Annotated in this window: 10 protein-coding genes; 2 read left to right on the top strand and 8 right to left on the bottom strand. The window is 71.9% G+C overall.

What is annotated here, in order from left to right:
• Positions 1-49 precede the first annotated feature (49 nt).
• The 4 genes from CG740_RS01780 to CG740_RS01765 all read right to left on the bottom strand — a co-directional run bounded on the left by CG740_RS01780 (position 50) and on the right by CG740_RS01765 (position 4244).
• On the bottom strand, positions 50-1216 hold the full coding sequence (locus CG740_RS01780) for a thiolase domain-containing protein (protein ID WP_100573068.1): 1167 nt from the start codon (positions 1214-1216) through the stop codon (positions 50-52).
• Complete coding sequence (locus CG740_RS01775) at positions 1213-2274, bottom strand: thiolase domain-containing protein (RefSeq protein WP_100573067.1); 1062 nt, start codon at positions 2272-2274, stop codon at positions 1213-1215. Before CG740_RS01775 ends, CG740_RS01780 begins: the two co-directional genes overlap by 4 nt.
• Positions 2274-3236: a Zn-ribbon domain-containing OB-fold protein gene (locus CG740_RS01770; protein ID WP_100573066.1), complete on the bottom strand. Its 963-nt coding sequence runs from the start codon at positions 3234-3236 to the stop codon at positions 2274-2276. Before CG740_RS01770 ends, CG740_RS01775 begins: the two co-directional genes overlap by 1 nt.
• Positions 3237-3443: 207 nt before the next feature.
• The gene (locus tag CG740_RS01765) at positions 3444-4244 is read right to left on the bottom strand and encodes a crotonase/enoyl-CoA hydratase family protein (RefSeq protein ID WP_100573065.1); all 801 of its coding nucleotides are present in this window, start codon (positions 4242-4244) and stop codon (positions 3444-3446) included.
• 168 nt (positions 4245-4412) lie between these two features.
• Here CG740_RS01765 and CG740_RS01760 point away from each other — a divergent pair, with 168 nt between their 5' ends.
• Positions 4413-6035, top strand: a complete 1623-nt coding sequence (locus CG740_RS01760) for an acyl-CoA synthetase (protein ID WP_100573611.1) — start codon at positions 4413-4415, stop codon at positions 6033-6035.
• Here CG740_RS01760 and CG740_RS01755 read toward each other — a convergent pair.
• Positions 5990-6934, bottom strand: coding sequence for an alpha/beta fold hydrolase (locus CG740_RS01755; RefSeq protein ID WP_100573064.1), 945 nt, complete (start codon positions 6932-6934; stop codon positions 5990-5992). The genes CG740_RS01760 and CG740_RS01755 overlap by 46 nt on opposite strands.
• A 224-nt stretch (positions 6935-7158) precedes the next feature.
• On the opposite strand from CG740_RS01755, the gene paaK reads away from it, so the two are divergent.
• On the top strand, positions 7159-8451 hold the full coding sequence (paaK, locus tag CG740_RS01750; protein WP_100573063.1) for a phenylacetate--CoA ligase PaaK: 1293 nt from the start codon (positions 7159-7161) through the stop codon (positions 8449-8451).
• A 46-nt stretch (positions 8452-8497) separates the two neighbouring features.
• Here paaK and CG740_RS01745 read toward each other — a convergent pair whose 3' ends face one another.
• The 3 genes from CG740_RS01745 to CG740_RS01735 form a co-directional block, all read right to left on the bottom strand.
• Positions 8498-10009: an acyl-CoA synthetase gene (locus tag CG740_RS01745; protein WP_100573062.1), complete on the bottom strand. Its 1512-nt coding sequence runs from the start codon at positions 10007-10009 to the stop codon at positions 8498-8500.
• Positions 10010-10090: 81 nt separating this feature from the next.
• The gene (locus tag CG740_RS01740) at positions 10091-11641 is read right to left on the bottom strand and encodes an acyl-CoA synthetase (RefSeq protein WP_100573061.1); all 1551 of its coding nucleotides are present in this window, start codon (positions 11639-11641) and stop codon (positions 10091-10093) included.
• Complete coding sequence (locus tag CG740_RS01735; protein WP_100573060.1) at positions 11638-12747, bottom strand: NAD(P)H-dependent flavin oxidoreductase; 1110 nt, start codon at positions 12745-12747, stop codon at positions 11638-11640. The genes CG740_RS01740 and CG740_RS01735 overlap by 4 nt, the downstream gene beginning before the upstream one ends.
• Positions 12748-12915 lie beyond the last annotated feature (168 nt).

Below are 12915 nucleotides of genomic sequence, written 5' to 3'. Positions count from 1 at the left end.
ACGGACAGGCCACGGAAGGAGTACCGGGCCCGCCCGTCCTGAACGGGCCTCAGCCGGCGGGGGGTTCGGCCCCGACGAGCCACATCGCGAAGAACTGCGAGCCGCCGCCGTAGGCATGGCCGAGCGCCTTGCGCGCCCCCTCCACCTGGTGCTCGCCGGCCAGACCGCGCACCTGGAGGGCCGCCTCGGCGAACCGGATCATGCCGGAGGCCCCGATCGGGTTGGTGGACAGGACGCCGCCCGACGGGTTCACCGGCAGGTCCCCGTCGAGCTCCGTGACACCGGACTCGGTGAGTTTCCAGCCCTCGCCCTCGGCGGCGAAGCCCAGGTTCTCCAGCCACATCGGCTCGTACCAGGAGAACGGCACGTACATCTCGACGGCGTCGATCTCGCGGCGCGGGTCGGCGATCTGGGCCTGACGGTACACATCGGCCGCGCAGTCCTTGCCGGCCTGCGGCGAGACGAAGTCCTTGCCCGCGAACAGGGTCGGCTCGCTGCGCATCGCGCCGCCGTGCACCCAGGCCGCGGGCCGGGGCGAACGGGCCGCGCCCGCGCGGTCGGTGAGGATCATCGCGCAGGCACCGTCCGAGGACGGGCAGGTCTCGGAGTAGCGGATCGGGTCCCACAGCATCGGCGAGGCCTGGACCTTCTCCAGGGTGATGTCGTGCTCGTGCAGATGCGCGTAGGGATTCTTCAGGGCGTTGCGCCGGTCCTTGTACGCGACCAGGGAACCCACCGTGTCGGGGGCGCCGGTGCGCCGCATGTAGGCCCGCACGTGCGGGGCGAAGAAGCCGCCGGCGCCCGCGAGCAGCGGCTGGGTGAAGGGAATCGGCAGCGACAGGCCCCACATGGCGTTGGACTCGGACTGCTTCTCGAAGGCGAGGGTGAGCACGGTCCGGTGCACCCGGGCGGCGACGAGGTTGGCGGCGACGAGCGCGGTCGAGCCGCCGACCGAGCCCGCGGTGTGCACCCGCAGCATGGGCTTGCCGACCGCGCCGAGCGCGTCGGCCAGGTAGAGCTCCGGCATCATGACGCCCTCGAAGAAGTCGGGCGCCTTGCCGATGACCACGGCGTCGATGTCCGCCCACGTCAACTCGGCCTCGTCGAGCGCCCGTTGGGCGGCCTCGCGCACGAGGCCGGCGATCGAGACGTCGTGCCGTGCGGCCACGTGCTTGGTCTGGCCGACGCCGACGACGGCCACGGGTTCCTTGCTCATGACTCCCCCTCCAGGACGGCGACCAGGTTCTGCTGCAAGCAGGGGCCGGACGTGGCGTGCGCGAGGGCGCGGTCGGACTCGCCCCGGTGGATGCGGGCGGCGGCCTCGCCGAGCCGGATGAGTCCGGCCGCCATCACGGGGTTCGCGGCGAGCGCACCCCCGGACGGGTTGACGGTGACGTCGCCGCCGAGCCGCAGCGCCTTGCGCAGGACGACCTCCTGCGAGGTGAACGGCGCGTGCAACTCGGCGGTGTCGACGGGCCGTTCGAAGGCTCCGGCCCGTTCGGCGGCGAGCCGGGCGGACGGCGAGTCGGTGAGGTCGCGCACGCCGAGTCCGTGCGCCTCGATGCGGTGGTCCATGCCGCGGATCCAGGCCGGCCGCGCACACAGTTCGCGGGCCCGGTCGCCGGCGGCCAGGATCACCGCGGCGGCGCCGTCCCCGATCGGAGGGCAGTCCCCGGTCCGCAACGGGTGCACCAGGTAGTCGCCCTGCGGGCGCGAACCCCGCACCTGGGCATGGGAGTTGGCGCTCGCGGCGTCCCGGCTGCGGGCGGCGACCGCGGCGAGCGCGGGCTCGTCGGTCTCCCCCGCGTCGATGAGCGCCTGCGCCTGGAGGGCGGCGAGGGCGACCGAGTCGGGCCACAGGGGCGCCACGTAGTACGGGTCGAGCTGGCGGGTCAGTACGTCGCGCACCTCGCCGGGCGAGGACTTGCCGTAGCCGTAGACGAGCGCGGTGTCGGCCTCGCCGGTGAGGATCTTCACCCAGGCCTCGTACAGCGCCCAGGCGCCGTCCATCTCCACATGGGACTCGGAGATCGGCGGCCAGGCGCCGACGCCGTCGAGCGCCATGGTGAAGGAGAAGGCGCGGCCCGCGAGGTAGTCGCTGGAGCCGGAGCAGGTGAAGCCGATGTCGCTGGTCTTCAGGCCGGTGGCGTCAAGCACCTGGTGCAGGACCGGCATGAGGAGCTCGACCTCGGACACCTCGTCGCTGCGGCGCCGGTGGTCGCTCTGCGCGAACGCCACGATCGCCACGTCCCGGGTGGCAGGTGTGGGCGCCATCAGATCAGCTCCTTGTACGTCTCGTAGTCGGCGTCGGGCTCGCCGGTGGGCCGGTAGTGATCGGGGTAGCGGCCGCCCTCGCTCCACACCGGCTCGACCCGCAGACCCATCCGCACCTGGTCGTACGGGATGCCGCCGATGCGCCCGTGCAGGGCGAGCCCGGCACCGTCGAGCGCGATGTGCGCGTAGACGTAGGGCACTTCGATGTCGAGGTTCTTCGCCTTGATGTTGACGATGCAGTACGTGGTGACGGTCCCGGCGGGCCCGACCTCGACCCGCTCCTCGGTGGCGACCCCGCAGGTGGGGCAGGCGCCGCGCGGCGGCACGTAGACCTTGCGGCAGGAGGGGCAGCGCTCGCCGACGGTCCGGCGGGCGGAGAGCGCGTTGATGTAGGCGGACTGCGCGCGCCCCGGGCTGTAGGTGTAGTCGAGCCGCGCGGCCGCGACGATCCCGGTGACGGGGTCGCTGAACGCGCCGCTGTGCGGCTCGGGTCGACGCCCGGGATCCCCTTCTCCGCCGGGTTCGAAGCACGCGATGTCGGTGATGGCGCCGGTGCGTTCGGCGGCCCAGCGGACACGGACCCGCATCCCGGAGTGCACGGCCTCGGGGCCCGGCGCGTCCAGGGCGTGCAGCAGCGCGGTGTCGGCTCCGTCCAGCTGGACGAGTACCCAGGCGAAGGGCCGGTCGAGGGGCTGGTCGCGGCGCGGGGCGGGATTCCAGGCCCAGGTGGTGACGGTGCCGGTGGCGCCGACCTCGACGAGATCGCGGATCTCCTCGGCGGTGACCGGGTCGTACTCGACGGGCGGCACGAGCACGCGCCCGTCACCCGTGCGCACCCCGAGCACGGTGCGTTCCCGCAGCCCCGTGAGAAAGGCGCTCTGCACCGGTCCGAGGGACCGGGTGAAGGGAAACTCAACGACAAGCGGCGCCCGCAGCACCTCGGGCCCAGCAGAGCCAGCCATGATCCAACTCCTTAAATACGGTCGATTCCCGGGCGTCACCGACACCCCGTCCGGCGTCGGAGGCTCTGGGTCACCTACAGCCCGTCATGGGGGTCCCCCTGGGCCTTGAGGCCTTGGGCGAGTTTGAGGACGAGCGCCCTTCAGGCGCGAACGGGGCCCGGGGCGGAGCCCCAGGATTTGCAACCCCCGGAGGACCGGGGTGCGGGCTCAGGCCCGCCGATAGACGGCCGGCCGCTTCTCGGCGAAGGCCAGCGCCCCCTCCTTCGCATCGGCCGTGGCGAACACCGGCCACCCCCGCTCAAGCTCCGCCGCAAGGCCGTCCGCCTCGCTCATGGACGCCGTGTCGTACACGCACGCCTTGACCGCCTCCACGGCCAACGGACCGCACGCGTTGACCTGCGCCGCGATCTCCAGCGCCACGTCCAGCGCCGTGCCGTCCGGCACCACCCGCCCGATGAGTCCGATCCGAGCCGCCTCCTGCGCACCGTAGGGCCGCCCCGTCAGCAGCATCTCCAGCGCGTGCGTGCGCGGAATCTGCCGCTGGAGGCGGACGGTCGAGCCGCCGATGGGGAAGAGCCCGCGCTTCACCTCGAAGAGTCCGAACGTCGCCCCGGCCCCCGCGACGCGGATGTCCGTGCCCTGGAGGATCTCGGTGCCCCCGGCCACGCAGTACCCCTCGACGGCGGCGATCACGGGCTTGCGGGGCCGGTGGTGGCGCAGCATCGCCTTCCAGTGCAGATCGGGGTCGGCCTTGAGCCGGTCCCGGTACTGGTCCCCCGCCATGCCCTGGCCCGCGAGGGCCTTGAGGTCCATGCCGGCGCAGAAGTCGCCGCCCGCGCCGGTGAGCACGACCGAGCGGATCGAGTCGTCCGCGTCCGCCTCCAGCCAGCCGTCGTAGAGCCCGACCAGCAGCGGAAGCGACAGCGCGTTCTTCGCCTCCGGCCGGTTCAGGGTGAGCACCAAGGTGGCGCCCTCGCGACGCACCGTGAGGTGTTCCGTACCGCCCATTGCCGTCCTCCCGTCTCAAGACCTAGAACAGGTTGCAGTAGGGGCGGTGTCAGTTCAATAGTTTTCTGACACTCAGTCAGTTTTCTTCTGCGGCACCCCTTCCCAGTTGTGCGCGGCTTTGTTCTGATGACCCCCGAGTTCAGTCGGGGCGCGGTGTCAGGAGGAATGGTGGAGTACAACCTTGCCGACCTGTTCGAGTCCGTCGTCGACGTGGTCCCGGACCGCGAAGCGCTCGTGTACATCGACCATCCCGGGACGGGCGCCGAACGCAGGCTGACCTACCGCCAACTGGACGAGGGTGCCAACCGGCTCGCGCACCATCTGATCGACGCGGGCCTGAAGCCCGGCGAGCACCTGGGCCTGCACCTCTACAACGGCATCGAGTACTTGCAGACCGTGCTGGCCGCGCTCAAGGCGCGTCTGGTGCCGGTCAACGTGAACTACCGTTACGTGGAAGAGGAGTTGGTCTACCTCTACCGGGACGCCGACCTCGCGGCGCTCGTCTTCGACGCCGAGTTCACCGAGCGGGTCGCGGGCGCACTGCCCCGCACCGAGAGGCTGCGGCACCTGGTCCGGGTCGGGGCCGCCCCCGACGGCGCTCCGGCCCTCGTCGCGACGGCGTTCACGGAGGCCGAGGCGGCGGGCTCCCCCTCGCGGGGTTTCGCGGCGCGTTCGGCCGACGACCAGTTCATCATCTACACGGGCGGCACCACCGGGATGCCCAAGGGGGTGATGTGGCGTCAGGAGGACCTGTTCTTCGCGGGGTTGTTCGGAGGGGAGCCGGCCGGCGAGCCGGTGAAGCGCCCCGAGGAACTGGCCGAGCGGGTCGCCAAGAGCGGCTCGGGCCTCACCTTCTTCCCCGCTCCCCCGCTCATGCACGGCACCTCCACGCTGACCTCGTTCGTCGCCTTCAACTACGGCCAGCGGGTGGTCATCCACCGCAAGTACGTCCCCGAGGAGGTGCTCCGCACGATCGAGAAGGAGCGGGTCACCAGCGTGTCCCTGGTCGGTGACGCGATGCTCCGGCCCCTCGTCGACGCGCTGCACGGTCCGCTCAAGGGCACCGACATGTCCTCGCTGTTCAGCGTCTCCTCGTCCGGGGCGATCATGTCCGACACGGTGCGCGCCCAGTTGCAGGCCCTGGTGCCGAACGCGCTGATCCTGAACAACTTCGGCTCCTCCGAGTCCGGCTCCAACGGCAAGGCCACGGACGACTCGGGCCCCGAGAAGGGCTTCCGCCTGGAGGTCAACGAGCGTACGCAGGTGGTGGATCCGGCATCGTACGAGCCGGTCGCGATCGGCGAGGTGGGGCGGCTCGCCCAGCGCGGGCACGTCCCGCTCGGCTACTACAACGACCCGGCGAAAACCGCCGAGACCTTCTTCCAGAAGGGCGCCGAGCGGTGGGTACTGCTCGGCGACATGGCGACCGTCGACGAGGACGGCATCGTCACGGTCCTCGGACGGGGCTCGCAGTGCATCAACACCGGCGGCGAGAAGGTGTACCCGGAGGAGGTCGAGCAGGCCCTCAAGGCGCATCCCGATGTGTACGACGCCCTGGTGGCCGGGGTGCCGGACGCCAAGTGGGGCAGCCATGTGGCGGCGGTCGTCCAGGTCCGCGACGGCGCGGCCGAGCCGACACTGGAGGGGATCCAGGCCCACTGCCGCACCCGCCTCGCCGGCTACAAGGTCCCCCGCCAGCTGGTGATCACCCCCGGCATCCAGCGCTCCCCCAGCGGCAAGGCGGACTACCGCTGGGCCCGCTCGGTCGCCGCCGAGGCCGACGGCACCTGATCGGGCGGCACCCGGTCGGCGAGCCGGACGCCGTCGGCGACGAGCGTGCCTACGTCCGGGTCGAGGAAGGCGGCGACCGTGCGCACGAAGGCCTCGGGGGCGTCGATCCACGGGGAGTGACAGGCGCCCGGCTGTACGACGAGTTCGGCGCCCGGGAAGAGCGCGGCCAGTTCGGCGGCGCGGGTCGGCGTCGGTCCGCCGTCGTACTCGCCCGCGATCACCAGGACGGGCACGTCGAGCCCGGCGAGCGCGGCGCGGGTGGCCGCCGGGTCGAAGGCGCCGTCCGCGTAGTAGGCGCCTGCCACGGCCCGGTCCCGCGCGGCCCGGGTGAGGGCCTCGTGCCGCTGCGCCGCCGCGTCCCACCGTCCGTAGGCGAAGGGCCTGATGACGTCGAGGACCTCGGCCCAGGTGGCGTCCCCCGCCCAGAGCCGCTCGAAGGCCGCGCGGCCCTGCGCGTACCAGGGTTCGCCCGCCCGCAGGGCGACGGCCGCCCGCCAGTCGTCCTCGGTCACCTCGATGCCCACGGCACGGACACCGGGCGCGACCAGGGTGAGCGAGCCGACCCGGTCGGGGTGGCGAGCGGCGTACAGGAGCGCGAGGTTCCCGGCGGCGGAGTGGGCGAGCAGGTCGAGGCGGTCGAGGCCGAGGTGGACGCGCAGCGCCTCCACGTCGGCCACCTGCCGGTCGCAGCGGTAGGACGCCGGGTCGACGGGCACGCCCGATGCCCCGGCACCCCGCGGGTCGGGCAGCACAAGACGCCGGTGGGCCGTGAGTCCACCCAGGTCCCCGAGATAGGCGGAGGAAGCCATCGGGCCGCCGGGCAGGCAGATCAGCACCTCGCCGTCGCCGCGCACGTGATAGGCGATCGGAATTCCGTCGTACGTCGTGAACCGGGGCATGCGGCCGATCCTCACAGCAGTCCGCCGCCCCCGGCAATCCCGTTTCGCCCACGGTGCGATCATGGCCGGCCGCCTCCCGCCGACGCGGGGCCGGCCGACTCGTCCACAGGCCTTGACGGACGCCGCGGGCTGCTGAATTACTGATCCGACACAGATCGACCGAATGATCGGTCGTCCGATTTCGTCGCCCTCCCGCGGGGCGGAGCGAGGACGGGAGCGCACCCATGGCACCTGAGCTGGACGAGGGCGAGCGGCTGAGCCGGCCGGAACTCCAGGCCCTTCAGCTCGACCGGTTGCGCGCCTCGCTGCGTCACGCCTACGAGCACGTCGGGTTCTACCGGGAGGCCTTCGACAAGGCCGGGGTGCACCCGGAGGACTGCGTCTCGCTCGCCGATCTCGCGCGCTTCCCCTTCACCGCCAAGTCCGATCTGCGCGACCACTACCCGTTCGGGATGTTCGCGGTCCCCGAGAGCGACATCCGGCGCATCCACGCCTCCAGCGGCACGACGGGCCGCCCGACCGTCGTCGGCTACACCCAGCGGGATCTGGACACCTGGGCGGACGTGGTGGCCCGCTCGATCCGCGCGGCGGGCGGCAGGCCGGGCCACAAGGTCCATGTGGCGTACGGATACGGCCTGTTCACCGGTGGGCTCGGCGCCCATTACGGGGCCGAGCGGCTCGGCTGCACGGTGATCCCCGCCTCCGGCGGCATGACGGCCCGTCAGGTCCAGCTCATCCAGGACTTCCGCCCCGAGATCATCATGGTGACCCCGTCCTACATGCTCACCCTGCTCGACGAGTTCGAGCGGCAGGGCGTCGACCCCCGCACCACCTCGCTCAAGGTGGGCATCTTCGGCGCGGAGCCGTGGACGCAGGAGATGCGCACCGAGATCGAGGAGCGGTTCGCGATCGACGCGGTCGACATCTACGGCCTGTCGGAGGTCATGGGCCCGGGTGTCGCGCAGGAGTGCGTGGAGACCAAGGACGGGCTGCACATCTGGGAAGACCATTTCTATCCGGAGGTCGTGGACCCCCTGACCGGCCAGGTGCTGCCGGAGGGCGAGCGCGGCGAGCTGGTCTTCACCTCGCTGACCAAGGAGGCGATGCCGGTGATCCGCTACCGTACGCGGGACCTGACCCGGCTCCTTCCCGGTACGGCCCGGGTGTTCCGGCGGATGGAGAAGGTGACCGGGCGCAGCGACGACCTGGTCATCCTGCGCGGGGTGAACCTCTTCCCCACCCAGATCGAGGAGATCGTGCTGCGCACGCCCGGCCTCGCCCCGCACTTCCAGCTGCGCCTGACCCGCCGGGGCCGGCTCGACGCGCTGACGGTCCGGGTGGAGGCCCGGGCGGACACCACGCCCGAGCGGCGTGCGGACGCCGCCCGCTCGATCGTCGCGGCGGTCAAGGACGGGATCGGCGTCTCCGTGGCGGTGGAGATCGTCGACCCGGAGACCATCGAGCGCTCGGTGGGCAAGTTCAAGCGCATCGTCGACCTGCGCGAGGCGCGCGACTGACGCCCGCCCCCCGACCCGGCCCGGCCCGGCCCGGAGCGAGCGGTGTTCAGGAGAACCGGTCGCGCAGCTCGCGCTTGAGGATCTTGCCACTGGCGTTGCGCGGCAGCTCGTCCACGAACAGGATCCGCTTGGGCGCCTTGAAGTGGGCCAGCAACTCCTTCGCGTGGTCGATGAGTTGCGTCTCGGTCACCGGTCCGTTCGCTCCCTCCCGTCCCTCCCGCCGCACGACGAACGCGGTGACCGCCTCGATCCAGCGCTCGTCGGGCAGCCCCACGACAGCCGCCTCGGCGACCGCCGGATGGGTGTACAGCGCGTCCTCGACCTGGCGCGAGGCGATCAGGACGCCGCCGGAGTTGATGACGTCCTTCACCCGGTCGACGACGGTGAAGTACCCCGCGTCGTCGCGCACGGCCAGGTCACCGGAGTGGAACCAGCCGTCCCGGAATGCCTCCTCGGTCTCGGCGGGCTTGTGCCAGTAGCCCTCGCACAACTGCGGTGAGCGGTAGACCACTTCGCCCGCCGTGCCGTCGGGCACCTCCTTGCCGCTCTCGTCCACGACCTTGGCCTCGACGAACAGCACGGGCCGCCCGCACGAGTCGAGCCGCCCCTCGTGCTCCTCGGGACCGAGGACGGTGGCCAGCGGACCGATCTCGCTCTGCCCGAAGCAGTTGTAGAACGCGAGTCCCGGCAGCCGTGCGCGCAGCCGCTCCAGGACCGGCACCGGCATGATCGAGGCTCCGTAGTACGCCTTGCGCAGAGCGCTCAAGTCGCTGGTGGCGAAGGCGGGATGGGCCGCGAGGGCGATCCATACCGTGGGCGGCGCGAACAGCGAGTCGAGCAGTCCCCGCGCCACGAGGTCGAGGATCCGGCCCGGGTCCGGCGCGTCCAGGATCGTGTTCTCGGCGCCCACCGCGAGGTAGGGCAGCAGGAAGACGTGCGTCTGCGCCGAGTGGTAGAGCGGCAGCGCGTGCACGGGCCGGTCCGCGGCACGCAGATCGAGGGCCGCGACGGCGGAGACGTACTCGTGGACGAGGGCCCGGTGGGTCATCATCGCGCCCTTGGGCAGGGCGGTGGTGCCCGAGGTGTAGAGCAGCTGGACCAGATCGTCCCCGTGGCTCGCGCCGGCGTACGCGCGCGGCTCGGCGAGAGCCGCGAGCAGCGAGTCCCCGGCGTCGCGCAGCGCACGTACGGCGAAGCCGGCGGGCACCTGTGCGGCGAGCGCCGGGTCGGCGAGCACGAGGGCGGCGCCGGACTGCTCCAGGATGTACGTCAGGTCGGTTCCGGTGAGGTGCTGGTTGACCGGCACATGGATCAGCCCGGCCCGGGCGCAGCCGAGGAACGCGATCAGGTAGGCGTCCGAGTTGTGGCCGTAGGCGGCGACCCGGTCGCCCTTGTGCAGACCCAGGCCGGCCAGGAAGGCAGCCGCCGTGGAGACGGCCGCGTCCAGTTCGGCATAGCTCCAGGCGCGTTCCCCGTACCGCAGGGCGGTGTGGTGCGGGGTGCGGCGGGCGCTGCGGCGCACGATGCCGTCGACGGTGCTGCTGCGTACGTCGTCCATGGCTGGATCCTGGGCGGCCGGACGGCCGGGGTCAACCGTCCGGCCGCCCGGACTGGGGCTCGCGGGGCGGGGCGCGCCGGGTCACATCGCCCGCTCGTGGCCTTCCCAGTACGGCTCGCGCAGCCTTCGCTTGTAGAGCTTGCCGTTCGGGTCGCGCGGCATCGTCTCGATGAAGTCGACGGTCCTGGGCCGCTTGTACGCGGCCAGCCGGCCCTCGCAGTGGGCGAGGATCGCGGCCGCGAGGTCGTCGCCCGCCCCGACGCCCTCGGCCACCTCCACGACGGCCTTGACCTCCTCGCCCCAGTCGGCGTGCGGGATGCCGAAGGCGGCGGCGTCCGCGACGGCCGGGTGGGTGAGGAGCGCGGCCTCGATCTCGGCGGGGTAGATGTTGACACCGCCCGAGATGATCATGTCGATCTTGCGGTCGCGCAGGAAGAGGTAGCCGTCCTCGTCGAGACAGCCGAGGTCGCCGACGGTGAAGAAGTCGCCGATGCGGTTCTTGCGCGTCTTGGTCTCGTCCTTGTGGTAGCTGAAGCCGCCGGTCGACATCTTCATGTAGACCGTGCCCAGCTCCCCCGCCGGCAGCCGGTTGCCGTCGTCGTCGAAGATCGCCAACTCGCTGATGGGCCAGGCCTTTCCGACCGTGCCGGGCTTCTTCAGCCAGTCCTCGGCGGTGGCGAAGGCGCCGCCGCCCTCGCTGGCCGCGTAGTACTCCTCGACGCAGCTTCCCCACCACTCGATCATGGCGCGTTTGACGTGGTCGGGGCAGGGCGCGGCGCCGTGGATGGCGTGCCGCATCGAGGACACGTCGTAGCGTTCGCGCACCTCGGCGGGGAGCGAGAGCAGCCGGTGGAACTGGGTCGGCACCATGTGGGTGTGGGTACAGGCCTGTTCGTCGATGAGCCGCAGCATCTCCTGGGGCGTCCACTTGTCCATCAGGACGATGCGGTGCCCGATGTGCAGGGAGGCGCCCGCGAACTGGAGGACGGCCGTGTGGTAGAGCGGTGAGCACACCAGGTGCACGTTGTCCTCGAACGGCTTGATGCCGAAGATGCCGAGGAAGCCGCCGAGGTAGGTCTCCTCGGGCAGCTTGCCGGGCAGCGGGCGCCGGATGCCGCGCGGGCGCCCGGTGGTGCCGGAGGTGTAGTTCATGACCCACCCGAGGGTGCGGTCGCCGGGTACCGACTCGGGCTGCCCGGACAGGAGTTGGGCGTACGGCGAGAAGCCGGGGACCGCGCCGACGGCGTAGCGGTGGGAGGCGGGCAGCTCCGCCTCGTCGGCCGCCGCGGTGGCCGCGTCCGCGAACCGCTCGTGTGCGATGAGGACCTTGGCGCCGGAGTCCGCGACGATCCAGGCGATCTCGGGGCCGACCAGGTGGTGGTTGACGGGTACCAGGTAGAACCCGGCCTGGGACGCGGCGAGATAGGCGGTGAAGAACTCGACGCCGTTGGGCAGCACCACGGCGAAGGCGTCGCCGCGCTCCAGGCCCGCCGCCCGCAGCCCGTGGACGAGTTGGTTGACGGCGCCGTGCAGCCGGCCCGCGGTCCACTCCTCGCCGTCCGGGGCGATGAGGACGGGGCGTTCGGGGTCGGCGGCGGCCTGGGCCCAGAATCCGTTGGGCGGCTGGTTCATCGGGCGTCCCTCCCGGCGATGCGGTTGATGCGGTCGACGGCGCGCTCGAAGCCGCGCGTCAGCTCGTCGAAGGTCTCCTGGACCGTGCGCTCGGCGGTCATCCTCCCCACGATCTGCCCGACCGGGGTGCCGAGCAGCGGCTGGACCTCGTACTTCTGGATGCGTGATACGGCCTCGGCGACGAGCAGGCCCTGCAACGGCATGGGCAGGGTGCCGGGTCCGGCCGGGTCGTCCCAGGCGTCGGTCCACTCGGTGCGCAGCTGGCGGGCGGGTTTGCCGGTGAGGGCGCGCGAGCGGACGGTGTCGCCGGATCCGGCGGCGAGGAGCTTGCCGGTCAGCGCGCGGGAGTGCAGGTCGGCCTCGGTGGCCGTGAGCCACAGCGAGCCGAGCCAGACGCCCTGGGCGCCGAGCGCGAGCCCGGCGGCGATCTGCTCGCCGCTGCCGATGCCGCCGGCCGCGAGCACCGGGAGCGGGCCCACCGCCTCGACGACTTCGGGGACGAGCACCATGGTGGCGATCTCTCCGGTGTGGCCGCCCGCCTCGTAGCCCTGGGCCACCACGATGTCGATGCCCGCATCGGCGTGATGGCGGGCGTGGCGGGCGCTGCCCGCGAGCGCGGCGACGAGCACGCCCTGGTCGTGGGCGCGCCGTACGACATCGGCGGGCGGCGAACCGAGCGCGTTGGCGAGCAGCTTGATCGGATAGCCGAAGGCGACGTCGAGCTGGCTGCGGGCCACCTGCTCCATCCAGCCCGTGATGCGCCAGCCCGAGGCCTCGCCCTCGGCGAGTTCGGGCACGCCGTGCTTGGCGAGGGTGTCCCGCACGAACTGGCGGTGCCCCTCGGGGATCATGGCCTCGATCTCGGCCTCGCCGACCCCCTCGACCTTGGTGGCGGGCATCACCACATCGAGGCCGTAGGGCAGTCCGTCGGTGTGCTCCTGCATCCAGTCGAGGTCGCGCGCGAGGTCGTCGGGGGCCGTGTAGCGGACCGCGCCGAGCACACCGAATCCGCCGGCCCGGGTGATGGCCGCGGCCACCGCAGGGAACGGCGTGAAGCCGAAGACGGCGTGCTCGACTCCCAGTTTCTTGCTCAGCTCCGTCTGCATGGGGCGCAGGATGCCGCAGCGGGGGCGACGAAGGAAGAGATTTTCTGATGCTGCGTCAGTTTCTTTGCGCCGGGCGGCGCGGTGCGCCGGATCATTGACACGGGCACGGCCGGGGCAGAAAGTTTCCGGAGCGCGATGTGATCGCGAAAGATACTTTCACCGCGTCGG

Origin of the sequence: Streptomyces sp. CB01201 (assembly GCF_002803085.1) — a bacterium.
In the GTDB taxonomy this organism is placed as follows: Bacteria; Actinomycetota; Actinomycetes; order Streptomycetales; family Streptomycetaceae; genus Streptomyces; species Streptomyces hundungensis.
The sequence above is the reverse complement of the archived record's forward strand: the minus strand, read 5'-3'. Positions and strand labels throughout refer to the sequence as shown.

Bases quoted from the DNA above. Each gene is read 5' to 3' on its own strand.
- CG740_RS01755 (WP_100573064.1), bottom strand. From the start codon at position 6,934: ATGCCCCGGTTCACGACGTACGACGGAATTCCGATCGCCTATCACGTG.
- CG740_RS01770 (WP_100573066.1), bottom strand. From the start codon at position 3,236: ATGGCTGGCTCTGCTGGGCCCGAGGTGCTGCGGGCGCCGCTTGTCGTT.
- paaK (WP_100573063.1), top strand. From the start codon at position 7,159: ATGGCACCTGAGCTGGACGAGGGCGAGCGGCTGAGCCGGCCGGAACTC.
- CG740_RS01765 (WP_100573065.1), bottom strand. From the start codon at position 4,244: ATGGGCGGTACGGAACACCTCACGGTGCGTCGCGAGGGCGCCACCTTG.
- CG740_RS01780 (WP_100573068.1), bottom strand. From the start codon at position 1,216: ATGAGCAAGGAACCCGTGGCCGTCGTCGGCGTCGGCCAGACCAAGCAC.
- CG740_RS01775 (WP_100573067.1), bottom strand. From the start codon at position 2,274: ATGGCGCCCACACCTGCCACCCGGGACGTGGCGATCGTGGCGTTCGCG.
- CG740_RS01735 (WP_100573060.1), bottom strand. From the start codon at position 12,747: ATGCAGACGGAGCTGAGCAAGAAACTGGGAGTCGAGCACGCCGTCTTC.
- CG740_RS01745 (WP_100573062.1), bottom strand. From the start codon at position 10,009: ATGGACGACGTACGCAGCAGCACCGTCGACGGCATCGTGCGCCGCAGC.
- CG740_RS01740 (WP_100573061.1), bottom strand. From the start codon at position 11,641: ATGAACCAGCCGCCCAACGGATTCTGGGCCCAGGCCGCCGCCGACCCC.